Raw genomic sequence first — 24,685 nt, forward strand, 5'->3', positions numbered from 1 at the left:
TCTAACAATCCAGTTGTAGCAATTGTGAAGCCGTCTTCGAGTGGATCACCATCGTTGTGATCCCTTCGCGAGCGAAACGGCGTGGATTGCTCGAGCGAGTCGTTGCGGACGTGTGACTACCGGATCTTCTCGCCGATCGCGGCGTCGTCGTGGGTCGTCAGCAGATCCGCCTGCTCGCCCGCGGCGAGGATCATCCCGTTGGACTCGACACCGAACAGTTCGGCGGGTTCCATGTTCGCGAGCAGGATGCACTTCTCGCCGGGGAGTTTCTCGAGGTCGTGGAGCTGTTTGATTCCGGCGACGACCTGCCGGGTCTCGAAGCCGATATCGACCTCGAGGCGCGCGAGGTCGTCTGCACCGTCGATTCCCTCGGCAGTTTCGATACGCCCGACGCGGATGTCCAGATCCTGGAACTCCTCGAATCCGATGCGCTCTTCGAGTAAGGGTTCGAGGTCGTCGGTGTCAGCGTCCGTCATGGTCTCGGATTCGTCCGATGGGGTGTCGTCGCTTTCGGTTTTCGCTTGGTCTTCGTCAGCGTCGTCGTCTGTCGCCGCTTCGACGCGTTCCTCGAGTTTCTCGGTGAGTTCGTCGACGCGGTCGTCCTCGATCTTCGCGAACAACTCGCCGGGTTCGGCGAACGTCTGGGGCGGCGTCTCGAGGGCGGCCTCGAGGTGGGTATCGGCGATCTCGCCGTCTTCGCCGATCTGCTCCCACAGCGCCTGCGATTTGTCGGGTGTGATCGGCTCGAGCAAGACCGCGACGGCTTTGGCGATCTGGACGCAGTCGCGGATGACCTGTGCGGCCGCCTCGGGGTCCTCGTCGGTGAGCTTCCAGGGCTCGTTTCGCTGGATGTACTCGTTGCCGAACTGCGCTAAGCGGACGGCCGCCTGGCCGACGCCGCGAAGCGAGTAGTCGTTGACGCTCTCTCGAACCTCGCCGATGGCACCCTCGATGCGCTCTTGAACGTCGGCCGAGACGTCCGTCTCCGGCGTCCCCTCGTAGTTGCGGTAGGCAAAGAGCAGCGAGCGGTACCAGAAGTTGCCGACCGTTCCCACGAGTTCGCCGTTTACCTTCTCCTGGAAGGCGTCCCAGGAGAAGTCGACGTCCTGCTGGAGGCCGCCGGTCGTCGTCAGGTAGTACCGCAAGAGGTCGGGATGGAATCCTTCCTCGAGGTACTCTTTCGCCCAGATTGCCCGGTTGCGGCTGGTCGAGAGCCCCTTCCCGTTGATCGTGATAAAACCGGTCGCGGCGACGCCACGCGGCGCGTTGTACTCTGCGGCCTCAAGCATCGCGGGCCAGAAGACCGTGTGGTGCTGGATGATGTCGCGGCCGATGACGTGGACGATCTCGCCGTCGCCCCGCCAGACGTCTTCCCAGTCGTACTCCTCGGCCCCGACGCGCTCCGAGTACTGCTTCGTCGAGGAGATGTACTCGATCGGCGCGTCGACCCAGACGTAGAGGACGATCTCCTCGTCCTCCTCGCCGGGGTAGTCGATGCCCCAGTCCATATCGCGGGTGAGACACCAGTCTTGCAGTCCCTCTTCGATCCACTGGCGGGGCTGGTTGCGCGCGTTCGATGTCCCCTCTAAGTCGTCTAAGAACTCGGTGAGGTAGTCGGCGAACTCGGAGACGCGGAAGAACTTGTGAGTGCGCTCGCGATACTCCGCGGGGTTGCCCGTGCGGACGCTCGTCGGGTTCTCGATCTCTCCCGGCTCTAAGTGGCGTTGACAGCCCTCGTCGCACTCATCGCCGCGGGCTTTCGCGCCACAGTAAGGACAGGTCCCTTCGACGTAGCGGTCGGGGAGGTAGTCGTCGGCCGTCGGATCGTAGGCGACGACGACCTCGTCTTCGTAGACGTAGCCGTTTTCGTCCAGCGTCCGGACGATATCGCGGGTGAGTTCGGTGTTGGTCTCGTCGTGGGTATGGCCGTAGTTGTCGAACTCAACGTTGAACTTGGGGAACGTCTCCTCGTACTGTCGGTGCCACTCGAGGGCGAACTCGGCGGGATCGACGCCCTGTTCTTCGGCGTTGACGGCGACCGGCGTGCCGTGCATGTCGGAGCCGGAGACGTACACCGTCTGCTGGCCGAGCGTCTCGAGGGCGCGGGCGAAGGCGTCCGCGCCGATATATCCACGGAGGTGACCAATGTGCAGGTCGCCGTTGGCGTAGGGCAACCCGCAGGTCACGACCGCGGGGCGGTCCGTCGGAAAGTCGTCGTTGGTCATATGCGTGTGGTGTCGGTGGCGGGCGTAAAACCCGCCGGTTTTCGATCGCTACTCGGTTCTCGAGCGACCTCGTCGCTCCGTCGGTTCGAGGACAGCACGCAGGGTTTCGACGCCGCGTGGGCCCGTATGACCGGGTGCGCCGCGGCGCCTCCGCCGTGCAAAACAGTCACTACGGGCGCATCGAGCGGAACCGACGAGCGGCGGCTCGAGGTGCCATATTGACTTGCTCTTGCTCGCCGATCGGCATAACTGTTGTTTCTCCGTTGTGTCTCGACTCGAGTGGCGGAACCGCACCGCAGAGATCGACGAGCAGGGATCGAACACCTCGATGCGTACGGCACCGTCCGTATTCGGATATTTCCCGTCGATGGGGACCGCCCTCCTCGCGTCGACGAACGCGATCACCGGTGTGCTCGAGCAGTCCTCGAGCGTACAGGTTCGGGGCCGTTCGATGCCCGATCCGGTGCCATCGCACGGTGGCGTCGATGTCCTGAGCGGGGGTATCGACGGACTACGGCGCGAAAACGGAAATTACTCCCGGCGACGGTCACGTGATGTTTTGCCACGCTGGATGGGGTTGGCATCCATGAGCACGGTCGAGATACCACGGGAGACGTGGGCGACGCGAATCGGGTTCATCTTCGCCGCAGTCGGCAGCGCGGTCGGCCTCGGGAACATCTGGCGGTTCCCGTTCCAGGTCGGACAGGAAGGCGGTGCGGCCTTCCTGGTGATGTATCTCGTGTTCATCGTCGCGGTCGGCTTTCCCGCGATGCTCGTCGAGTTCGTCGTCGGCCGGTACACCGAACGAAACCCTGTCGGCGCGCTCCGCGAGATCGGCTCCGGCGTGTGGCGGTACGTCGGCTGGATCTTCATCGCGACGGGGTTCGTCATCCTCTCGTACTACAGCGTCGTCGCCGGCTGGACGATCCGATACACCATCCTCGGCTTGCAGGACGGCTATCTCGCGGACGCAGCCGAGGCGGAAGCCCAGTTCGTTAGCCTGGCCAGCGGCCTCGAGGCGATTTTCCTCCATGCACTCTTCATGGCAGCGGTGATCCTCATCGTCGCCGCGGGGATCAAACGCGGGATCGAACTCGCGGTGAAAGTCATCGTGCCGGCGATCATCGTCATCGCCCTCGGTCTGGCGGCCTACGCGGCGACGCTCGAGGGGGCGGGCGACGCTTACGCCTACTACCTCTCGCCGGATCTGGGCGTGATCGCCGCCAACTGGACGAGCATCCTTCCGGCGGCGGCCGGACAGGCCTTCTTCACGCTCTCGCTCGGGATGGGTGTGATGATCACGTACGCCTCCTACCTCGGCGAGGATCGGAATCTCGCCGAGGACGGCGCGATCGTCATCGGATTCGACACCGCGATCGCGTTCGTTACCGGACTGATCGTCTTTCCGATCCTCTTTACGGCTGGGGTCGATCCCGCGGATCCCGGTGCGGGGGCGATTTTCGTCTCGCTCGCGGCCGCCTTCGGCGACCTCACGCTCGGCTGGCTCATCGGTGCGGTGTTCTTCGGTACCGTCGCCATCGCCGCCCTCTCGAGTGCGATCAGCCTGATGGAGGTCGTCGTCTCCTACGTCGTCGACGAACACGCTGTCGACCGGCGCGTGGCGGCACTCGCGATCGGTGGCGGGATATTCGTCCTTGGGATTCCCTCGGCGTACGACCTTGTCCTCCTCGACCTGTTCGACCTGTTCGCCGACCAGATCCTGCTGGTGCTCGGCGGGCTCCTGTTGGCGATCCTCGTCGGCTGGGTTCTCTCCGACCTCGCGGTCGAGGAGCTATCGCTCGGTATCGGTGACCTCGGCGGCTACGGCACCGCCTGGATCTGGGCCGTCCGAATTCCGGTTATCCTCGTGTTGATCGTCGCGCTCGTCCTCGGAGTTCTCGACTACCTCGAGTTCCTGACCGGGCCGTTCGCCGACTGGCTCGGCGGAGGATAGACGACACCCGTTCGCTCTCTCTGTCCGCGTTCTCCTTCGCTCGAGCCGTGTTCATACGGATTACTGTCCCTGTGTACCGCCGCACCCGGGACCCGTTCTCCGGGTGCGGCAGTACTGACGGACAGCAGACCGTATCACTCCATGTCGACGGACCAGATATCCGGTAACTGCTCGAGTCGGCTCCCGAACAGGAGGAAAACCCCGCCCAGGAGACACCCAAAAAAGAGGACCAGAAACGCCGTCCCGGCGGGGACCAGCACGATCACGAGAGCCGCGAGGACCCACAGGAGCCAGGCGATCCCTTCCCAGGGGCGGCCGCCGTACACTCGCCAACACGACAGCGATAGCGCGAAGCCGCCGAATGCGGCCGCCGCGACGGTTCCGTCGATAATCGTCGTTGCGATTCCTAACGCTGCGAATCCGACGATCGTGACAGTGTCGATGGTGTCCATCTGTTTTCGTATGCTATCGAGTACGATCAGCCGTCGCTCGGGATCGGCACGCTCGCGCGAACCTCGAGTCGGTCCAGATCCGCGACGAACTCGGCGAGCATCTCGCGGGTGACGTGGGGCATACAGACGACTCGAAGCTCGCCCGTCGCGGTCCGGGAGATGCGCCACCCCTTCGCTCGCAACGCTTCGAACGTCGACTCGGGGACGTCGGCCGCGACGAGCGGGAGCGTCGGATCGACGACCCGATAGCCGCGCTTTTCGAGGGCGTCAGCGAGCCACTCGGCGTTGTTCTGCGAGCGGACGTACTGGCTCCGGTAGCCGGCGGGCCACAGTTCCTCCATCGCGGCGACGGCGCTCGCGACGCCCGCGCCCGATCGGGTCCCGATGAGCGTCGCCTGTGAGGTCGACTCGAGGTAGGGCGTGTCGACGCCGAGTTCGTCGAGGAGGTCGCAGTCCCGGACGAGCAATCCGCCCGCCGGAACCGCGGCCTGCCCCATCTTGTGTGGATCGATCGCCATCGTGTCGACCGGCGCGTGGCCGAAGTGCCACTCGTAATCGGTAAACGGCAGGACGAACCCGCCCCAGGCGGCGTCGACGTGCAACAGGGCGTCGACCGAGCGGGCGATTTCGCCGAGCTCGGGGATCGGATCGACGCGACCGTACTCGGTCGTCCCTGCGACGCCGACGACGAGCGCAGTGTCGTCGTCGACCGAAGCGCGGGTGGCCTCGAGATTCGGCCGGTGGCGGTCGTCGGTCGGAACCACGCGGAGTTCCACGCCGAGAAGGTTGGCGGCCTTCTGAAAACTGAAATGGCCCGACTCCGGCATGACGACGTTCGGCCGTCGCGTCTCCGCGCGTTCGCGGGCGATCCGGACCGCCTGGATGTTCGCCTCCGTTCCGCCGCTCGCGACGTATCCTGCGGGATCCTCGAGTCCGGTGATCTCGCCCAGCGTCGCGATGGCCTCCTCCTCGAGGGCCGAGATAGTGGGATACGTGCCGGGGTCGCCGGGATTCGTCGCGAGAAATCGTTCGGCCGCCTCGCGGGCCACCGGGTGGGGTTTCGTACACATCGACGAGAGCACCCGGGCGAACGCCTGCGGCTCGATCTGCATGTCACGTGGATAGACAGTCGTGCGTTTATGCATTACGTTTACTCGGCGTTCAGCCGATCGAATAGCCGGTTAGATCCGTTCTCGAGCTCGGCTGGGAGCGGCAGTACCGCGTCGAAAAACCGGGTGTTGACCGACCGTCAGCGAACCGACTCGAGTAACAGCTTCTGTTCGACCCGTTTGACTTCGTGTTGGACGTCGCGGACGGCGTCGATGTTCGCCGAGATCGAACTCACTCCCTCGTTGACGAGGAACTGGACCATGTCGGGTTTCGAGCCGGCCTGGCCGCAGATGCTCGTATCGACGTCGTGTTCGCGACAGGTTTCGATGACGTCGCCGATCAGTCGCAGAACGCCGGGGTGGAGTTCGTCGAAGCGGTCGGCGACGTGTTCGTTGTTCCGGTCGACCGCGAGCGTGTACTGGGTGAGATCGTTCGTTCCGAAGGAGGCGAAATCGATTCCCGTCGCGGCCATCTCCTCGACGCAGAGCGCCGACGCCGGCGTCTCGATCATCACGCCCCACTTGCGCTTCTCGGGATCGATCCCCGCCTTCGTCATCTGCCGTTTGGCGCGGTGGACGTCCTCCGCGTCGTTGACCAGCGGGAGCATGATCTCGACGTTGTCGTACCCCATCTCGTAGAGCCGGCGGAACGCCTCGAGTTCGTGGGCGAAGACGTCGGTCCGATCGAGCGACCGGCGGATGCCGCGATAGCCGAGCATCGGGTTGTGTTCGGCGGGTTCGTCGGCACCGCCCTCGAGTTCGCGGAACTCGTCGGTCGGCGCGTCGAGCGTGCGGACGCGAACGGGGCGGGGGTAGAACTCGTCTGCAACGCTCCGGATCCCCTGGACGAGTTCGTTCGTGTAGGCGTCCGCGCCGTTTTCCTCGATGAACTTCTCGGGAGTCTGGTTCAGCGAGAGGATCATGTGCTCGGTGCGCAGGAGGCCGACGCCGTCTGCACCGGTCGCCGCCGCGCGTTCGGCGGCTTCGGGGATCGAGACGTTGACCTTGACCTCCGTCGCGGTCATGGGTTTGACCGGCGACTGCGGGCGGACCTCTTCGACCGGCTCCGTTTCCTCTTCGGGTTCGACCTCGGCTCCCTCGAGGACCGCGCCCCGATCGCCGTCTAAGGTGACGACCTGACCGTCTTCTAAGACGGTCGTCGCGTTGGTCGTCCCGACGATGGCGGGGACGCCGAGTTCGCGGGAGACGATCGCGGCGTGGCTGGTCATCCCACCCTCGTCGGTGACGATCCCCGAGGCGCGTTTCATTGCGGGCACCATGTCGGGCATCGTCATCTCGGTGACGATGACGTCGCCGTCGCTTACTTTGGCCAGATCGTCGAGTTTGGTGACGATCTTCGCCGGCCCGCTGACGATGCCGGGGCTCGAACCGAGTCCGTCGACGACGATCTCGCCGCTGTCGGTGCCCGTCGCGTCGCTTCCCTGCGTGGACTGGACGCTACCACTTCCGTCGGTGACGCCCGTGATGGGATCGGCGGTTTCCTCGAGTGAATCGGTCGCGGCGTCTGCCCTGTCGGTCTCGTCGATCGTGGTGATCGGGCGCGACTGGAGCATGAACACCTCTCCGTCGACTATCGCCCACTCGACGTCCTGGGGTTCGCCGTAGTGGTCTTCGACGCGTTCGCCGAGATCGACGAGCGCGTCGATCTCCGCGTCGGTGACGACGCGTTCGTCGCGCCTGTCTTCGGGAACCGCTCGTTCGACGGTTTCGCCGGTTTCGGCGTCTTTGACGTGCATCACCTTCTTCTCGGCGACGGTGACGTCGACCGATCGGTCCTCGCGGTCGAGGACGTAGTTGTCCGGCGAGACGGCACCGGAGACGACGGCCTCACCGAGGCCCCACGCCGCCTCGATGATCATCGTCGGATCGCCCGTCGAGGGGTGGCTGGTGAACATCACGCCGGATTTTTCGGCGTCGACCATCTGCTGGACGACGACGGCGATGTTGACCGTCGAGTGGTCGAACCCCTGCTCCTGGCGGTAGTAGATCGCACGCTGGGTAAACAGCGACGCCCAGCACTCTCGAACGCGCTCGAGGAGCCGATCCTCGGTCACGTTGAGAAACGTCTCCTGTTGGCCGGCGAAGGAGGCATCCGGGAGATCCTCTGCAGTCGCCGACGAACGGACGGCGACGAACGCCCCACCGTCGTCCGACGAGTCGTCGGTGTCCGTCCCTATCTCGTCGTACGCAGCGAGGATCTCCTCGCGTAGGTCGTCGGGAAACGGCGTTTCGAGGATCAGTTCCTGTGCCCGGTCGGCGGCCTCGGCGAGAGCGGCGGAGTCGTCGGCGTCGACGTCGACGGCGGCGAACAGTTCGTCGTCGATGCCGGCCTCCTCGATGAACGATCGATACGTGCCGGCAGTTACGACGAAACCCGGCGGAACGGGCAGGCCCGCGCCCGTGAGTTCTCCCAGGGAAGCACCTTTCCCGCCGACCGTCTCGAGGTCGTCGGCACCGATTTCGTCCAGCCAGAGTACAGCCATCTCTACTTGCGTGGACAGGAGAACGAATAAAGAAGGTTGCGACCGACGGTCGGAAATCGGAACTCGAAACTGAATTAGAATCCCGTGCGGGCGGCGATGTTTGTACTCGGTCGAGTCCGAGCACAAACTGGGACATTTATTTATATTTTTGTTGTGGACGGCACGCCGGCAGGAGGTTCAGGTCCGTTTCGGGTGCTTCCCTCGGACGGCTACTGATAGGGATTATCGTAGCCAAACGGTGGATCGTTCGACGGTCGTCGATATAATAAATAGTGTTCCGACAGAAACTGACTCGGCGGCGCGAAACGATCCGGATCTGACCGGGCAGACGAACGAAGTGACCGTCGAATCGCGACGCCAAAGCGTCGAACGACTGCTTCCTCGCTGGAATGACAACGCCTATCGGAGTCGATCCGGTCCCGAAATCGTTTTCAACTGCTCGCGCGGACACTCGGTATGCCGACGGAATCGGACACTCATTATGACCCCTCTCTGGGGAACAAGTTCATCTTCGTCACCGGCGGGGTGATGTCGGGTCTCGGCAAGGGGATCACGGCCGCGAGCACCGGCCGACTTCTCAAGAACGCGGGGTTCGACGTCACCGCGGTCAAGATCGACCCGTACCTGAACGTCGACGCCGGAACGATGAACCCCTACCAACACGGGGAAGTCTACGTTCTGGAGGACGGCGGCGAGGTCGACCTCGATCTGGGGAACTACGAGCGGTTTCTCGACGTCGATATGACCTCGGATCACAACGTCACCACGGGGAAGACCTACCAGCACGTCATCGAGAAAGAACGCGCCGGCGACTATCTGGGCAAGACCGTCCAGATCATTCCACACATCACCGACGATATCAAACGCCGCATCCGTGAGGCGGCCGAGGGAACCGACGTCTGCATCGTCGAAGTCGGCGGTACCGTCGGCGACATCGAGGGGATGCCCTACCTCGAGGCGCTGCGCCAGTTCGCCCACGAGGAGGACGACGAGGACATCCTCTTTACCCACGTCACCCTGGTCCCGTACTCGAAAAACGGCGAGCAGAAGACCAAACCGACCCAGCACTCGGTCAAGGAGGTGCGCTCGATCGGTCTCCAGCCCGACGTGATCGTCGGTCGCTGTGAGGACAAACTCGAGCCCGAGACGAAAGAGAAAATCGCGCTGTTCTGTGACATTCCCACCGAAGCGGTGTTCTCGAACCCCGACGTCGAAGACGTCTACCACGTCCCGCTGATGGTCGAAGACGAGGGGTTAGACCAGTACGTACTCGAGCGGTTCGGTCTGGCCGACGAGGCACTCCCCGAAGGGGAGCGAGCGAACGAGTGGCGCGAAATCGTGACGACGGAGAAAGACGGCGAGGTCGACGTCGCACTCGTCGGCAAGTACGACTTAGAGGACGCCTACATGTCGATCCACGAATCGCTGAAACACGCCGGCTTCGAACTCGGCGTCGACGTGAACGTCCACTGGGTCCACGCCGACGGGATGGCCGAGAACTACGACGACCAACTCGAGGGCGTCGACGGCATCATCGTTCCGGGCGGTTTCGGCATGCGCGGCGCGGAGGGGAAGATCCGCGCGGTCCAGTACGCCCGCGAGAACGACGTCCCCTTCCTCGGGCTCTGTCTGGGCTTCCAGATGGCCGTCGTCGAGTACGCGAGGAACGTCCTCGGTCTCGAGGGGGCACACTCCGCGGAGATGGACGAAGAGACGCCACACCCGGTCATCGACATCCTGCCCGAACAGTACGAGGTCGAGGATATGGGCGGGACGATGCGACTCGGCGGACACACGACGGTGATCGAACCCGAGACGCTCGCCTACGATCTCTACGAGGACACATCCTGTTCGGAGCGCCACCGCCACCGCTACGAGGTCAACCCCGAATACTTCGAGGCGTTCGAGGACGAGCCGCTGGTCTTCTCCGGAACTGCGGGGAACCGGATGGAGATCCTCGAACTCGAGGGCCATCCCTACTTCCTCGGAACGCAGTTCCACCCCGAGTACACCTCGCGGCCGGGCCAGCCGAGTCCGCCGTTTTTCGGGCTAGTTGAGGCGGTCCTCGAGCGGACTGAGTGTGGTGAGATAGCCGCTCCCGAAACGGAAGTGGAACCCTGATATCGATCCTGTCTCGTTCATCGACGCGTGGATCAGCCAGGAATGATAGCGGCACGGACTGATTCCGTGTATTTGCGACGGAACGGCAATACTTGAATCACTTGTATCAAAGGTTGGTAGTCCAGTTATATTGGAAATTTTGGACATGGATGACCCCTCGGGGCCTTGGCGAGCGGACAGTTAAGCCTTCGGACAGATTAACGCCAGCGGAAACTGGTGTGCAATCCGCGTCCTCACGCTTGTAGTATCACTCCGCGCGATATTTCCGTCAAGGTGACGTTGTGTGTCCGTGACGGAATGGAAAAGGGCTATCGGGTGAATGGATCCTTCCAGGAGACTACGCAGCGGGATTGTTGATACGGAACTCCCACGTCGCATCCTCCCAGCCACTGCTCGGATCGTAATACTCAACGTGCATTTCGACATCCCAGTATTCGACGAATTCAGTCGGGGGCCACGGTTCGTGGGCGTGTACTTCCACGTTGAATCGGAGTGGATGAACACCACCAGAGATGCTCTCACTGCCGTCGCAATCCTCGGCGAGTCCAGTAGTGCCTGACTGTCCTAAGGCTTCAATCTCGAATTTCCAATTACACGACCCAGCGCAGTGGTCTAAATGTAGTGTGAATACAACCCCCCACTTCTCAACGGTACCACCCCAGTCAAGTTGGTCACCGTCACAATCAAGCTGAGCATGAGGCACCAGTCCTTGGTTCTCTTTCTTGTTGAAGTCACCGATGTTCCATTTAGCATCGCCTCCTGACTTGAGGGAGAACCAGTCGGGCGTTTCCTTGTCGCTCGTCACATAACCGGATGTTCCTTCGGCAATCGTCAGTTCCTCATCTTCCCGTTGGCTTCCAGTCTCGTCAGCTGCTGCAGTACTGCTGGCGACTCCGAACATTCCGATTCCGCTGCCGGCAAGCCATCGGAGAGTGTTTCGTCTGGACGATTCAGGGCATTCGCGATTGTTTCCTACCATCACATTCGGTAATTACTGATAGTGTTTATCAAATGTAATGGAATTTAAAATATATTATATTCCGCCATATATATGGTAACATTTCAGAAGGGGCGAGGATCAAAACACCTGATTGTTTAAGAGAAGGGAGAGGATATACTGTATTCAATCAAAAACCATCCACGTTATATGGAGGCTAATCAAGCTGATTGGGGTTACTCTGGACGATTATGATAGCGGACACGCGGGATGTATGTTAGATTTCTGTTGAGAAAAGGTATAAACCAGCCGATCCAATTACAATATAGGATCATGGCTGCATCAACCAAAATTGTCCAGTGGCTATTGGACGAAGATGTATCGGTTGCGACAGCGCTTGGGTTTCTCTCGATCCCCGTCACCGTGGCCGTCTCCCTGAGCACGGGGCCGTCCCATTACAGTGCCGGCCCAGTGGTACTCGCTGGGTTCCTCGCGGGACTGTACTACAGCACCCGATCGACCTCCGCCGTTCGCGCTGGCTTGCGAACCGGCGTCATCGGCAGTCTCCCCGCCGTCTGGGCCTCTGCCAGTTTCGTCGCGTCTGGATGGACGATATCGCCCGGCTACGCCGCCCTCGGGGTCGCGTTCGCGTTGCTCTGGCACTTTCTCGCCTTCGTGGCCTTTGGCTTTTTCAGTGTCCTCGGTGCGCTCGTCGGCAACGTTATCGGTCGCGTCCCTCCGTTTCGTCGCATCGGCTCGACGGCGGTCTGACCCGACGATCCGGAACACCGTCGCGTACTTCGGCTCGCCGACAACGGTCGCGTTGGTCTCACCGACCGTGACGAACTGTCTCGGCAGGTCGGCAGGTCGAGGTTCGCCGACGCCGTCACGTCGTTCGAACACTCGAACCGTCGTTCGAAACCGCCTCACGGCGTGATCGGCTGACGATTCAAAATCGTTTTGTCCGTCCCGATCCGAAACTCGTCATGGCGAGTACGCTCGATAGCACTATTCTGTACGCAGTGGCGACGAGACGACAGGAGGGTGAACGCTAATGGTCGACACTGAGACGTTCGTACCGGACGCAGTGGCAGAGATCGAAGACGAGATCGGCGACGAAAACGCCGTCATCGCCCTCTCGGGCGGCGTCGACTCCTCGGTCGCCGCCGCGCTGGCCTACGAAGCGATCGGGGACCGACTCACCCCGGTCTACGTCGACACCGGCCTGATGCGGAAAGGCGAGACCGACCAGATCCGCGAGACGTTCGACTACATGGAGTCGCTTCGCGTCGTCGAGGCGAAAGACCGGTTCCTCGAGGCCCTCTCGGGCGTGACCGACCCCGAAGAGAAACGCAAGATAATCGGCGAGCAGTTCATCCGCGAGTTCGAACGCGAGGCGAAAGACGCAGGTGCGGACTACCTCGTCCAGGGGACGATCTACCCCGACCGCATCGAGAGCGAGGGCGGGATCAAGTCCCACCACAACGTCGGCGGCCTCCCCGAGGTCGTCGACTTCGAGGGGATCGTCGAACCCGTCCGCGACCTCTACAAGGACGAGGTCCGGGAGGTCGCCCGGCACCTCGGGCTAGACGAAATCGTCGCCGAGCGGATGCCGTTCCCCGGTCCCGGACTCGCCGTTCGCGTCATCGGCGAGGTCACCGAGGAGAAACTCGAGGTCGCCCGCCACGCCTGTCACGTCGTCGAGGAGGAACTCGAGGAGTACGAGCCGTGGCAGGCACTCGCCGCGGTGATCGGGAAGGCGACCGGCGTCAAGGGTGACAACCGGGTTCACGGCTGGGTCGTCTCCGTCCGCTCGGTCGACTCTCGTGACGGCATGACCGCCCGCGCCCAGGAAATCGACTGGGAGACCCTCCAGCGGATCCAGTCGCGGATCACTGGAACGAACGAGAACGTCGCCCGCGTCGTCTACGACGTGACCCACAAACCGCCGGCGACCATCGAGTACGAGTGACGATGGAGGTTATCGTCGCCGGACCCGACGAGGACGAGATTGCGCCGGCGCTCGAGGCCGAAGGCGCGACGGTGAGTCGTCTCGAGGGCGTCGTCTCGCGTCCAGAGCTCGAAACCGCTGGAATCGTCGATGCGGAGCTGTACGTGCTGACGGACGTCGGCCAGGCGACGACGATCCCGATCGTCTGCGATTTGAACGATGATATCCGGACCGTCGTCTACGCGCGGGATACGGTTCCGGAGTTCGTCAGGGGACAACTGGACCTCGCTCTCGATCCGCAGCTGATCGATCCGATCGTCCTCGCCGAAGAGGTAACTGACTGATACGGTTTGGGATGACTGCTTGCCGGTCTGCGATCGACCGGGAGACCCATCGCGATCCGTATGAACGGTTTCTGTCCCGATCTCCCAGCGCAACCGCGACCGGACAGCGGGTTGACCGGAACTGACGGACAGTACTGTGACTGACACGCGAACCGGCGGGACCCGAGCACCGACGACTCGAACCGTATTCGATACCTCGTTCCATTCGACGCCGACTACCAAGGATGAAAAACTATTAAGAAATTCCTGATTTCGAGGTATGAACTGTTTATCGCCCGATATCGGAGAATTGAATCCGGGTTAACTGCGAGGGAATTCGGTGTAAGAACGGTATACCGTCATCCCCGTTCAAGTAGTTCTCCCCGGTAGCATGTGATGGAGGTCGACGGGTAGACCCCACCAAGGCACCCCACGCCTGTTCCCGTGACTTCCAGCAATCCCACCACAGCACCCTTCCCCCACCATTGCCATACCGTTCCCGACGCGGGCTACTGCACCGGCCTGCGTCACACCCTGCGGTTCTGGCACCCCTGGGACGTGCGTTGCGTCCCAGGTTGGACGTTCCATCCGCGAGTTACGACTGCCGTTTTTGAAGTCGACTGAGAACTGGGATCTCCGTTAGACGTTTCTCGTCCAGGAGACGCCAGTCGATCCCACCCGGCGGCGCGTCGCCGTCCGGACGGATCGTCCGTTCGGGCGTGATGACCAGATCCATCGGGACGTCGTGTGCGTCGAACTCGAGGTCGTCGTCGACGAGTTGTCGCTCGTGGACGGTCGTCGCGACCGGCGTGGTCTCGTCGACGAGATCGAGTTCTCGACAGATAGCGTACTCGAGGTCGCTGTATCCTTCTCCCTTTCCGATACGGCCGCCGTCGGCGACGGCGACGCTTCCGGCGACGATCAGGTCGATCGGCGCGAGGGCGTCCGGCCCGACCTGGACGCCGTGTTTCGCGGAGCCGGAGACGGTGGTGGCCTCGTCGTAGTCCTCGAGCACGTCGGGGTCGAGTTCGAGAAAACACCGCTCGTCGCGCAGCCGCGGCACGGCCATGTAGACGGTCTTTCCGTCCCGGAGCGCCCGTCGTCGCACGGGGAGTTGCGGCGCGTCGGGGTTCGTCTTGATCGTCGTCGCCTCCTCCCACTCGGGCTGGTCCGCGAGCCGTTCGGTCGCTTCCTTCGCGCCGGCGAAATTCGGAATTCGGCCGTGAGGCGGGAACGGAAACCGGGCCGTTGCGCTCTCCTCGAGGTCGTCCCAGACCCGCCCTCGAATGGCTTCCTTCTCGGCGTCGTCGTCCGTTTCGCTTGTCATCGGCTTCGCGGTTCGGCGTCGTCGGTTCCGTCGCCGTTTCGCGATTCGGCGTCGATCGGAGTCGTCTCGTCGTTTTGCGGTTGATCGTCGTCATCGGTCCCATCGTCGTCCGCGCCGCCGTTGCCACGCGCGAGTTCGACGAGGTGGCGCGCTTCGTGGAGGAGTATCTCCTCGACGCCGATTCGGGCGGCCTCGGCGTTCCCCGGCAGGCTGAAAACCGGGGTCGATTCGGCGACGCCCGCGAGGGTTCGCGCCGCGACGACGCGGGTTCCGACGGACTCGTAGGCGAGCATCGTAAACAGGTCGCCGAACGCCGGAAGCTCTCTGTCCAGAAGCGGCTCGATCGCCTCGATGGCGACGTCGTCCGGTTCGACGCTCGTGGCACCCGCGGTGACGACGAGGTCGACGTCGTCGCGTTCGATCACACGCAAGACGATCGACTGGACGCGATCGTGGTCGGGTCCGACGTGCTCTCTCGTCGCGACTTCGTGGCCAGCCTCCTCGAGCGCCGAACCGATCGCTTCGCCGGCTGCGTCGGACTCGAGCGTCCGGTTCGAGGCGACGGTGACGACGCCGACGCCGAGTGGCGGGTCGGATTCGGTGACGTCGCTGTCGGCCGCGTCCACACCTGTCTCTACGTTCGTCTCGTTCATGGGACGGCTTCGGTATCCACCGGGAAAACGCTGATCAACCGAACCATTATGGGTGGCGTTTCCGTCCGTCGTGACGCATGCAGGCAGTCAAGATCACGGAACACGGCGACACGGATGTCATCGAGTACGGCGAGTATCCAGACCCCGAAGTCGGCCAGGATGAGGTGCTCGTCGACGTGAAAGCGGGCGCGCTCAACCACCTCGACGTGTGGGTTCGCCGTGGGCTGCCGACGCTCTCCCTCGAGATGCCCCACGTTCCGGGGAGCGACGCGGCTGGCGTCGTCGAGGCGGTCGGTGAGGACGTCACGCGGTTCGAACCAGGAGATCGAGTCGCCGTGAGTGCCGGGGTGAGCTGTGGTGACTGCGAGTTCTGTCGCGACGGAGACCCGACGCTCTGTGTCAACTTCCACCTCCTCGGCGAGCACGTTACCGGCGTCCACTCGGAGTACACGGCCGTCCCCGCGGACAACCTCATCCCTGTTCCCGACGGCGTCGACTGGACCACCGCAGGTGCGTCGACGCTGGTGTTTCAGACTGCGTGGCGGATGTTGATCGATCGGGCGGATCTCGAGGCCGGCGAGTCCGTGCTGGTGCTGGGCGCCAGCGGTGGGGTCGGACATGCGGCCGTCCAGATCGCCGACTATGCTGGCGCGGAGGTGTACGCCACCGGAAGCACGGCGGAGAAACTCGAGTACGCGCGCGATCACGGTGCGGATCACGTTGTCAACTACGAAGAGCAGAACTTCGCGGACTGGATCCGCGAGGAGACGGGCAAACGGGGCGTCGACGTCGTCGTCGACTACATCGGTGCGGGGACCTGGCGAGACTCCATCAAGAGCCTCGCGAAGAACGGTCGACTCGTCACCTGCGGTGGGACGGCCGGCGGCAACCCGGAGACCGACATTCCACGGATCTTCTGGAACCAGTTGCGGATTGTCGGTTCGACGATGGGGACACCGGGACAGGTCGACGACGTGATGGATCTCGTCTGGGACGGCACGGTCGAGCCCGCGATCCGCGACGTGCTCCCGATGAGCGAGATGGCTCGCGCTCACGAGATCATCGAGGGTCGCGAGGGGTTCGGCAAGGTCGTGGTTCGTCCGGACAGCGAACTGTAACGGGTCGACACGTACCGAGCAAACCGTGAGGACTTTGCTCCCGTGGCGACAAGGGACGCTCGTGAGCTCGAGCGACGACGGCGGTTACGTCCACGATCCTTCGGCGTTCGACGAGGACGGCGAGCGCCGGGAGGAGGCGGACGGGCCGGCGGACGACGACTGGACCGACCGGCCGGTACATCCCGCAGATGCCGACCGCGAGTTCGACCGGCGGGGATGGCTACTCGTCGCCGTCATCGTCTTCGCGTTCGTCGTCTCCCCGCTCGCGATCGTCCTGTGGCCGCCCGACGTGAGCTACCTGTTCGCGCTGTTGATCCTGCCGCTCGTTCCGGCTGTGTTGCTCGCCGTGACGGCCGTCTGGGCGACGACGAGACCGTAAAACGCGAGCTTCTGGCGCTCTTACGCTCGAGCGCCAGTGACATCCTCGAGGCGCTCGAGGACGGCGGATCCGTGGACGAGGTCCTGTTGAGGGGTCTCCTCGGAGTCGAGATAGTCCGCGAGCAGATCCGCGAGTCGGCGGATCTGTCGGTGGGTGAACGTCTCCGGTTCGTCGTCGGATTCGATCGTTTCGAATACGTCGATTGCCCACGCTGGCGGCGTTTCCTCGGCGTCGAGCGCGTCGTCGACGCGGATTGCCACGACGTGGTGGACGACCCATCGTTCTTCTCGGGAGAGCACAACTTCGTGCGTCTCGGTTTCCGGTGGTGGGGAACTCATTTCGTCACACGGACCGATTCCGTCGGTCCTCACGGGACGATACGAACAGTACGGTAATAAGCCTTGTTGCATGATACCATATAACACTTCGCGGAATACGTCCAGGTTTACCCGGTCGGACCCGAACCTGCCTCGAGGCGTTAGCGAACGTCTCGTCGCATTGCGATCTCGAACCAGGGGCAGAGTCGGAGCTGTCGGTACCACTCCGGGTTCGCGGACAGGCGCTCGTACGGCACCCACATCAGCCCCGCGACCTCCTCTTCGTTCGGCTCGAGGGAACGATCGGTCAGCGTCAGTTTCAGGACTGCACAGACCTCGTGTTCGACCCCCGCGTTCTCGAAGTAGCGTTTGTACTCGAAGCGGTCGGTCAGGCGAACCTCGTCGTACTGGTCGGGCGTAATGCCGAGTTCCTCCTCGAGTCGCTCCCGGGTCGCTTCCTCCTGACTCTGGCCCTCGATGGGGTGGGAGGCGACGGTACCGTCCCAGTGGGTTCCCCAGAGGCGCTTGTCGGGTGCACGCTGTGCGAGTAAGACGTTGTCGTCCTCGTCGAAGACCAGCGAGGTGAACGCCCGGTGACGGATCCCGTCTCCGGTGTGTGCCTCGAGTCGGTTGACGAGTTCGAGTTCGGTGTCGTTTTCGTCGACGGCGATAACGTCCTGCGTGGCGTTCTCGTGGTCGAGTTCTTCCTGTGGTGTGGTCATATTCTCCCAATCGGAGAGCCGCCTGAAACCAGTATCGCCTTCCGGTACCTGTCGGTGGCGGGACGAGCGTCGACGATACTCAGCCGAGTTCCTCGTCGAGGATGAGACGTGTCTTTGTGCTTACGACTTCCTCCTGGTCGCGTGCCTGCGTGATGAGATCGTTTACGCCGCGGGTGTCGGTGGCGTCGACGACGAGGACGATATCCTGTTCGCCGGAGACCATCCAGACGAAATCGACCTCTTCCCAGGTTGCCATCCGTTCGGAGACGGCTTTGGTGTCGACATCGACTGCGACGCTGATCTCGACCATCGCTTTGACGTTGCCTGTCCGAGTCGAGATCGTAAAGCGCTCGATGATCTCGTCGTCCATCATTCGTTCGACGCGGTTGCGGACGGTCCCCTCGCTCGTCCCGACCTCGTCCGCGATCTCGGTGTAGGGCGTCCGGGCGTCCCGTCGAAGGCTATCGAGGATCTGTCGGTCCAGGTCGTCCATAGAGATCCGATCGTACGATCGGCGCTCACTTACCCATTACGAATTTCGTAACTCAGCTTCGAAGACAACACTTATGCCGGTGTATCCGATACGTAGATCGTAATGACAGCGGCCTACGTTGCGTTGGAAGGCGGCCACGTACTCGAGGGGCGTGGTCGTGCTCCGGGAACAGCACACGGCGAACTGGTTTTCACGACGGCGTATACGGGATACGAGGAGAGCCTGACGGACCCCTCCTACGAGGAGCAGGTCCTGACGTTCTCGTACCCACTGATCGGCAACTACGGCGTTCGAGAAGAACGATTCGAGGACGACCGCGTCCACCCGCGAGCGGTGCTCGCGAAGGAACTCACCGAAGACGTCGCCGACTGGCTCGCGAGCGAAGGTGTTCCGGCGATCGATCACCTCGACACGCGGGAGGTCGTCACCGACATCCGCGACGGCGGCGCGATGAAGTGTGGCATCGCCGTCGGCGAGGACGTCACCCAGGAGGACGCGCTCGACGAACTCGCGGCCTGCAAGGCGATGAGCGAACACACAGATATCGGCACACAGGTTAGCGTCGACGAACCGATCGTCCACGGCGCGGACAACGACGGACCGGACGTCGCGCTCGTCGACTGTGGCGCGAAGGGATCGATCGTCGACTCGCTGCTCGACCGCGATGCGACGGTTCACGTCCTGCCCTACGACGTCGCCGCTGCCGACGTCGACGCGCTCGATCCCGACGTCCTGTTCATCTCGAACGGCCCCGGCGACCCGGCGAACTACGAGGACGCGATCTCGCTCGTTCAGGCGTTCGTCGAGGAGACGCCCGTTGCCGGCATCTGCCTCGGCCAGCAGATCGTCGCCGAAGCGCTCGGCGGGACGACTGCGAAGATGACGTTCGGTCACCGCGGCGTCAACCAGCCCGTCCTCGACCTCGAGTCGGGTCAGGTCGTGATGACGACCCAGAACCACGGCTACACGGTCGACGATCCGGGCGACCACCTCGAGATCACCCAGGTGAACGTCAACGACGACACGCCCGAGGGACTCGACGGAATCCAACACGACATCATCACCCGTCAGTACCACCCCGAGGCCAACCCCGGCCCGGAGGACACCCTCGACTTCTTCGACGACGTCCTCGCGATGGCCGAGACGCACGCGACGACGGCCGTTCCAGCTGACGACTGATCGACCCTTGTTTCGATTTTCGTAGTCGCTCGAGTTCAGGACCGATCAGCCCGCGTCTTCGAAGCCGTAGACGACCTCGACGGACGCGCTCACGGTGACGTATCCGGTGTCGATCTGGGTCCGGGGCGTCGCGCCGGCAGCGGAGTCGTCCGCCTCGGCGACCGCGTACCCGTCGGCGCGGACGGGGACGACGTCGACGTTCCTGGTCGACACCGACTTCGTCCCGGTGATCGAGACACCGCGGTTGGCCGCGATGTGTTGAGCTTCCTCGTCGGCGTTCTCGAGAGCGTGATCCAGCGCGTCGCCTCGCAACTCGGCGCGTTTCTCGTCGCTCAACCCGAAGCTGACGCGTCCAACGTCGTCGGCACCGGCCGCGGTGACCGCGTCGATGACCTCTCCCGTTCGATCGACGGCCTCGAGGCGAACCTGGAAGCTGTGTGCACCCTGGTATCCGTTTCCGTCGCGCTCCGGTCGAATGGTGTACCGACCCGACTCGACGTCGTCGTCGGGAATCTCGAGTTCGTCGAACGCCTCTCGCAGGTCGTCGGCCCGTTCAGCGAGTTCGGTTTCGACTTCGTCGGCGCTTTCTCCGGTCGCCTCGACGCCGATCCGGAGTCTCGCCTCGTCGGGTTCGGTCTCGACCTCTCCGTTCGCGCTCACTTCGATCGTCCGACCCGCCGAATCGCCGGTCGCCGAACCGGTTATCGATCCTTCGGTGGCCGGCCCGTCGTTCGAATCGCTTCCCAGTGCGGTCTCCAGGCAGCCTGCCGTCGCGGCGGTGACGCCCGCCGCCGACATCGCGAGAAACTGTCGTCGGTCCATACGCTCGATAACGGGCTGATGTATCAAACTACCTCCGCAAGCTAAAACCCCTCTTTCACCGAGTACAGCCCGGCGGCGTGCTTATATCTAATCGTGTGATACTCGCACACAATGTCAGCTGACCGCCTCCTCGTCCCCGTCGCGAATCCGGAGACTGCAGACCGGTTACTCGACACCGCCGTGGATCTCGCGGCCGACCGCGACCTCGAGCTTCTCGTCCTCTCGGTGGTTACCGTTCCGATGCAGCTGTCGCTCTCCCAGGCACGGACCTCCCTCGAGACCGGCGATCGCGAGGAACTCGTCGACGACGCGGTCGACCGCGTCCGCGGATACGGCGTCGACGCATCGGGCCGAATCCGCTTCGCACGGAGCGTTGCGAGTGGCATCTGTGGCGTCACAACGGACGCCGACGCCGAGGTGGTACTGCTCGGGTGGCGCGGCCAACCGAGACGGCGGGACGTCGTTCTCGGCAGCCACATCGACGCCGTTCTCGAGGATGCGCCGTCTGACGTCCTGGTCGAGCGCATCGATCGAGATCGCGAATCCGTCTCCTCCGTGCTCGTTCCCGTCGCGGGAGGTCCGAACACGAGGCTTGCTGCGTCGATCGCCGGCTCGCTCGCCCGCACGCACGACGCCCGCGTCGAACTGCTCACCGTCGTTTCCGACCGGACCGAGACGGTCGTTGGCGACGCTCGAGACCTGCTCACGCGGACATCTCCGGAACTCGGTGCCGTCAGCTCCGTCGAGGAGACCGTCCTCGAGGGGCCGGTCGTCGAGACGATCGTCGAGCGAAGCGAGCGCCACGACGTCACCGTCGTCGGGGCCGCCGAGGGCGGTCTCTTCCGGCGCGTCCTCGTAGGTGACGTCCCCGAGACGATCGGACGCGAGGCCGACGGGACGGTCCTCATGGTGAAACGGCACGAACCCGTCTCGAGTGCGCTCCGGCGACGGGCTCGTGATCGCGTTGGCTCGCTGTTTCGGTAGGAGAACCCTCGAAACGATTCAGGCGGGTTGCCGTCCGCCGCTCCCGAAAAACCGCCGTTCGAATCGCGGTCGAACGGAGGCTCGGACGCGATCGAACGGAAGACCGAACGGTCACGACCGTCCGCCGAGCCGTGCCGTCACCGACCGCAACGACTGCGTCACTTCCGCCGGGTGCGGTAGTCCGAGGCGGTAGCGGAACCGATCCTCGCGCTTGAACGGCTCGAAGACGACGGGTTCCTCGAGTTCCCAGATAGTCGCTCTCTGGGAGATTCCGTACCGGCGACGGATCGCGTTCGCCGCCCGACGGCCGGCCTCGTTCGCCGACTCCATCGACGCCAGGTCGGAGTTCGTTCGGACGTAGTCCCCCGCGAGCACGAGGTTCTCGACGCCGACGTCGGCGGGGGGACGGTTCCGAAGCGAGCCGACGGTGTTGATCAAAAGCGGCGAGTGGTTCTCGACGCCGCCGTCGGTTTCGACGATCGCGGGATCGAGAAACCAGTCGACGAGCACGTCGTCGGTGAGTTCCGGTTCCGCGGTGTGAAGGTGCGCTCGTAGCTGAGCCCAGATCTCCGCAGCGATCTCCTCGCGGGTGCACTTCCGGGCCGGCCTGTCGTACAGAATCCCGGGCGTGTTCCAGTCGGACGCGATTACAGAGAGGACGCCGGCGACCTCGTCCGGTCCCCGCTCGTCGACGTCGTAGTCGGTCCAGAACTGGCGCTGGGAGATCGACGTCAGCGCCCACGGCGAGTCGGTGTACACCTGGTGGCCGGGGCTCAACTCGAGGTCGACCGAGAGGTAGAACTGGATGCCGTTCATCCAGGCGGTCTCGAGGCGCTCGATCCGGCCGAGTTCCGGCGCGGCGCGGGCCAGTTCGGGCGTGACGAACGTCGGTGCGACGTCGACCGGGACCGCGAGGACGTATTCGTCGGCCGAAATCGTCGTCCCGTCGACGAGTTCGACGCCGTCGATCCGACGACCATCGAACGAGAGCGACCGGGCGGCGGTGTTCGGACGGAGGTCCACGCCGAGGTCCTCGAGGTAATCGAGCCAGGGGTCGATCCAGGCCTCGTTCGTCGGCGCGTTCAGGATCCGCTCGGTCGGTCTGGTGGGATCGAGTTGGCCGAACAGCAACTGGAGGTAGATCGTCCCCATCGTGCGCGCGCTGGCGGCCCTGGGTCTGAGCGCGACCAGCGACTGCGTCGTCGAGGTGAGTCGATCCCGAAACGCCGGCGAGCGGTTCTCGGCGTCGGTGAACTCCCACCAGGAGACGTCGTCCAGTTCCTCCGCCCGCCGTTTCTCACAGGCGGTCAGGAGGTACGCCAGCCGCTCGAGTAAGAAGTGTACGTCGCGGGCCGGTAACTCGTCGGCAAACGCCGGCCGGAGCGCCTCGAGCCAGCCACGAACCGAGTCGGGTGTCCCCGTCTCCGCGACTCGATCGGGACCGGTGGTGCTCGCCAGCAGTGTCGCCTCGGTCTCGACGAGGTTGTCCGCGACGGTCCCGCTTCCGTCCGGGATCCGCGCCATCGTCTCGACGACGTGGCGGTAAAACGCGGGGAAAAACCGGAAGCCGTGCTCGCCGTGGAGCGCGGCGGGGCCGTCGTCGATCGGCATCGATCGTGCTTTCCCGCCGAAACGGTCGTTGGCCTCGAGGACGGTCACGTCGACGCCGCACTCGGCGAGTTCGTGGGCCGTCGTGAGGCCGCCGATTCCTCCGCCGATCACGAGAACCGTCGTCATTAACCCGTCCTACGGCGGCGAACGGATTAACGGCCACCCCTAACGAGGTGGTCTCGATCGGTTACGGGTGGACGGGGAGCGAGATCCGCGCTTTGTCGCCGGAGGGATGTCGACCAGTCCAGTCGGTGAATCGAAAGGAGGTCTGATAACGGGTGGCATGGGGGTCCCATATCCCCGCTCGAAGGACGACGGCCTCCCCAGCCTCGAGCGGTGTCGATCCCCGTCGTCAGCGTCTGACTTCGCCCACTTCACCACGAGGTCAGCAGATCTCGAGGTCTCCGGTCCGGAACCGCGTGCTCAGGGAGTGCGTCCCAGCCCAGCTGTTGTTCTTCTGGATCGGCGTCGGTCTCGAACCCGGGATCCGCGACCGGCAGACCACCGCGATACTCCGGCGGCGGCGCGTCGTGGGCGAACACGCCCTCGGGATGTGGGACGGTCCAGACGTGCATCATATACGGCGCCCGGCACGGAATCGAGAGTTCCCCCTCCTCGTAATCGCGTTCGTGCACCTGTCGGTAGTACGCCCACGCCAGCCGTCCGGGCAATCCGCGGTGGTAGTGCCACGGCGAACACCGCTTCTCGTCGCCCGCCCCGTCGTGATCTGTTTCCACGTGATCCGTTTCACCGTGGCTCGAGCCGTTATCTTCCCCCTCACCACTCGAGTCGCCGTTCGCTCCGTCGTCGATCGAGTCCCCGCTGGCCGACCCCGATGCCGCGTAGAGCGTCGGCGGGTCGACCGGATCGCCGTCGACGGTCGCGATGAACATAACGCCGATCGGCCGCCAGGACTCGTTGTCGACGAGAATCGACTCGGGTCGGTCGGGATCGACCAGCGCATCGTCGCCGATGTACTCGGGACTCAGCCAGTGTGACCAACCCGCCGTCGCTCCGGGGCGTTTGACGTCGAAGTAGGGGAGAAAATCCTCCTCGAGCAGACTCCCGACTGTCGGGTATCGGGTGTCGATCGTCTCACTGGCCTGCTCCCTGAGTTCGATCGTCTCCGGATGGTCGTCCGCACAGCCCTCCATACTTGCGTCCTCGCAGTGGTCCATGTCGGTCCGAATCGTCGCGTCCGGACATCTCCGGCTTCCCCCCAGCTCCGCGCCTCGAGCCGTCGTCGTCCCCACCACGGAGACGCCCACCGCCGATCCGACCGTCGAGAGAAGCGCTCGTCGCCGAATCGTCGTGGAACTGCGTTCGCCGTTCATGCCACGAACTCGCACACCAGCACCGACCGTAAATGCTGTCGGTGATCGTTCGAACTGTCGTCCGCTCGGACCGGTCACGACAGGCGAACGATTGCTGTGGCTTGCTCGAGGAGCCATTATCTACCCACCAAATCAAAATCGCTGTTTTCTCAGTTTGCTCACGGGTCACC

At 63.6% G+C, this 24,685-nt stretch carries 22 protein-coding genes; 9 read left to right on the forward strand and 13 right to left on the reverse strand.

The window, feature by feature from the left end; genetic code table 11:
- Window positions 1-116 precede the first annotated feature (116 nt).
- A complete protein-coding gene (metG, locus tag GRS80_RS14240; RefSeq protein ID WP_160048140.1) occupies window positions 117-2,225 on the reverse strand; it encodes a methionine--tRNA ligase in 2,109 nt (702 codons plus the stop codon).
- 586 nt (window positions 2,226-2,811) lie between these two features.
- On the opposite strand from metG, the gene GRS80_RS14245 reads away from it, so the two are divergent.
- Window positions 2,812-4,179, forward strand: a complete 1,368-nt coding sequence (locus GRS80_RS14245; protein ID WP_160048141.1) for a sodium-dependent transporter — start codon at window positions 2,812-2,814, stop codon at window positions 4,177-4,179.
- 134 nt (window positions 4,180-4,313) lie between these two features.
- Here the strand turns inward: GRS80_RS14245 and GRS80_RS14250 are convergent, their stop codons facing one another.
- From GRS80_RS14250 to ppsA, 3 genes are all read right to left on the reverse strand, one after another.
- Window positions 4,314-4,631 (reverse strand): hypothetical protein, encoded by a 318-nt coding sequence (locus tag GRS80_RS14250; protein WP_160048142.1) that lies wholly within the window; start codon window positions 4,629-4,631, stop codon window positions 4,314-4,316.
- Between the two features lie 26 nt (window positions 4,632-4,657).
- Complete coding sequence (gene mfnA / locus GRS80_RS14255; RefSeq protein ID WP_160048143.1) at window positions 4,658-5,743, reverse strand: tyrosine decarboxylase MfnA; 1,086 nt, start codon at window positions 5,741-5,743, stop codon at window positions 4,658-4,660.
- Window positions 5,744-5,880: 137 nt separating this feature from the next.
- Window positions 5,881-8,244 (reverse strand): phosphoenolpyruvate synthase, encoded by a 2,364-nt coding sequence (gene ppsA / locus GRS80_RS14260; protein WP_160048144.1) that lies wholly within the window; start codon window positions 8,242-8,244, stop codon window positions 5,881-5,883.
- 456 nt (window positions 8,245-8,700) lie between these two features.
- On the opposite strand from ppsA, the gene pyrG reads away from it, so the two are divergent.
- Window positions 8,701-10,365 carry a CTP synthase (glutamine hydrolyzing) gene (gene pyrG, locus GRS80_RS14265; RefSeq protein WP_160048145.1) on the forward strand — a complete coding sequence of 555 codons (1,665 nt, stop codon included), beginning with the start codon at window positions 8,701-8,703 and terminating at the stop codon, window positions 10,363-10,365.
- 337 nt (window positions 10,366-10,702) lie between these two features.
- On the opposite strand, the gene GRS80_RS14270 is transcribed toward pyrG, so the two are convergent.
- A complete protein-coding gene (locus GRS80_RS14270; protein WP_160048146.1) occupies window positions 10,703-11,266 on the reverse strand; it encodes a hypothetical protein in 564 nt (187 codons plus the stop codon).
- Between the two features lie 369 nt (window positions 11,267-11,635).
- On the opposite strand from GRS80_RS14270, the gene GRS80_RS14275 reads away from it, so the two are divergent.
- The 3 genes from GRS80_RS14275 (at window position 11,636) to GRS80_RS14285 (ending at window position 13,597) form a co-directional block, all read left to right on the forward strand.
- Window positions 11,636-12,073 carry a DUF5518 domain-containing protein gene (locus tag GRS80_RS14275; RefSeq protein WP_160048147.1) on the forward strand — a complete coding sequence of 146 codons (438 nt, stop codon included), beginning with the start codon at window positions 11,636-11,638 and terminating at the stop codon, window positions 12,071-12,073.
- Window positions 12,074-12,356: 283 nt separating this feature from the next.
- A complete protein-coding gene (gene guaA / locus GRS80_RS14280; RefSeq protein WP_160048148.1) occupies window positions 12,357-13,274 on the forward strand; it encodes a glutamine-hydrolyzing GMP synthase in 918 nt (305 codons plus the stop codon).
- Window positions 13,275-13,276: 2 nt separating this feature from the next.
- A complete protein-coding gene (locus GRS80_RS14285; RefSeq protein ID WP_149080294.1) occupies window positions 13,277-13,597 on the forward strand; it encodes a CTP synthetase in 321 nt (106 codons plus the stop codon).
- Between the two features lie 574 nt (window positions 13,598-14,171).
- Here GRS80_RS14285 and GRS80_RS14290 read toward each other — a convergent pair.
- Complete coding sequence (locus GRS80_RS14290; RefSeq protein WP_160048149.1) at window positions 14,172-14,903, reverse strand: 5-formyltetrahydrofolate cyclo-ligase; 732 nt, start codon at window positions 14,901-14,903, stop codon at window positions 14,172-14,174.
- Window positions 14,900-15,556, reverse strand: coding sequence for a molybdenum cofactor synthesis domain-containing protein (locus tag GRS80_RS14295; protein ID WP_160048150.1), 657 nt, complete (start codon window positions 15,554-15,556; stop codon window positions 14,900-14,902). The genes GRS80_RS14290 and GRS80_RS14295 overlap by 4 nt, the downstream gene beginning before the upstream one ends.
- A 77-nt stretch (window positions 15,557-15,633) precedes the next feature.
- On the opposite strand from GRS80_RS14295, the gene GRS80_RS14300 reads away from it, so the two are divergent.
- Both GRS80_RS14300 and GRS80_RS14305 read left to right on the forward strand, forming a co-directional pair.
- Complete coding sequence (locus GRS80_RS14300; RefSeq protein ID WP_160048151.1) at window positions 15,634-16,674, forward strand: zinc-binding dehydrogenase; 1,041 nt, start codon at window positions 15,634-15,636, stop codon at window positions 16,672-16,674.
- 61 nt (window positions 16,675-16,735) lie between these two features.
- On the forward strand, window positions 16,736-17,053 hold the full coding sequence (locus tag GRS80_RS14305; protein WP_343161591.1) for a hypothetical protein: 318 nt from the start codon (window positions 16,736-16,738) through the stop codon (window positions 17,051-17,053).
- Window positions 17,054-17,073: 20 nt separating this feature from the next.
- Here GRS80_RS14305 and GRS80_RS14310 read toward each other — a convergent pair whose 3' ends face one another.
- The 3 genes from GRS80_RS14310 to GRS80_RS14320 form a co-directional block, all read right to left on the reverse strand.
- Window positions 17,074-17,391 carry a hypothetical protein gene (locus GRS80_RS14310; RefSeq protein WP_149080299.1) on the reverse strand — a complete coding sequence of 106 codons (318 nt, stop codon included), beginning with the start codon at window positions 17,389-17,391 and terminating at the stop codon, window positions 17,074-17,076.
- 140 nt (window positions 17,392-17,531) lie between these two features.
- Window positions 17,532-18,092: an NUDIX domain-containing protein gene (locus GRS80_RS14315; RefSeq protein ID WP_160048152.1), complete on the reverse strand. Its 561-nt coding sequence runs from the start codon at window positions 18,090-18,092 to the stop codon at window positions 17,532-17,534.
- A 79-nt stretch (window positions 18,093-18,171) separates the two neighbouring features.
- Window positions 18,172-18,585 carry an Lrp/AsnC family transcriptional regulator gene (locus tag GRS80_RS14320; RefSeq protein ID WP_149080301.1) on the reverse strand — a complete coding sequence of 138 codons (414 nt, stop codon included), beginning with the start codon at window positions 18,583-18,585 and terminating at the stop codon, window positions 18,172-18,174.
- A gap of 102 nt (window positions 18,586-18,687) precedes the next feature.
- Here GRS80_RS14320 and carA point away from each other — a divergent pair, with 102 nt between their 5' ends.
- Window positions 18,688-19,764 carry a glutamine-hydrolyzing carbamoyl-phosphate synthase small subunit gene (gene carA, locus GRS80_RS14325; protein ID WP_160048153.1) on the forward strand — a complete coding sequence of 359 codons (1,077 nt, stop codon included), beginning with the start codon at window positions 18,688-18,690 and terminating at the stop codon, window positions 19,762-19,764.
- Window positions 19,765-19,809: 45 nt separating this feature from the next.
- Here carA and GRS80_RS14330 read toward each other — a convergent pair whose 3' ends face one another.
- Window positions 19,810-20,586 carry an SIMPL domain-containing protein gene (locus GRS80_RS14330; protein ID WP_160048154.1) on the reverse strand — a complete coding sequence of 259 codons (777 nt, stop codon included), beginning with the start codon at window positions 20,584-20,586 and terminating at the stop codon, window positions 19,810-19,812.
- Between the two features lie 111 nt (window positions 20,587-20,697).
- On the opposite strand from GRS80_RS14330, the gene GRS80_RS14335 reads away from it, so the two are divergent.
- A complete protein-coding gene (locus tag GRS80_RS14335) occupies window positions 20,698-21,570 on the forward strand; it encodes a universal stress protein (RefSeq protein WP_160048155.1) in 873 nt (290 codons plus the stop codon).
- 111 nt (window positions 21,571-21,681) lie between these two features.
- Here the strand turns inward: GRS80_RS14335 and GRS80_RS14340 are convergent, their stop codons facing one another.
- Window positions 21,682-23,307, reverse strand: a complete 1,626-nt coding sequence (locus GRS80_RS14340) for an FAD-dependent oxidoreductase (RefSeq protein ID WP_160048156.1) — start codon at window positions 23,305-23,307, stop codon at window positions 21,682-21,684.
- A 248-nt stretch (window positions 23,308-23,555) separates the two neighbouring features.
- A complete protein-coding gene (locus GRS80_RS14345) occupies window positions 23,556-24,515 on the reverse strand; it encodes a hypothetical protein (protein ID WP_160048157.1) in 960 nt (319 codons plus the stop codon).
- Window positions 24,516-24,685 lie beyond the last annotated feature (170 nt).

It is taken from the genome of Natrialba sp. INN-245, from assembly GCF_009807105.1.
Lineage (GTDB): Archaea > Halobacteriota > Halobacteria > Halobacteriales > Natrialbaceae > Natrarchaeobius > Natrarchaeobius swarupiae.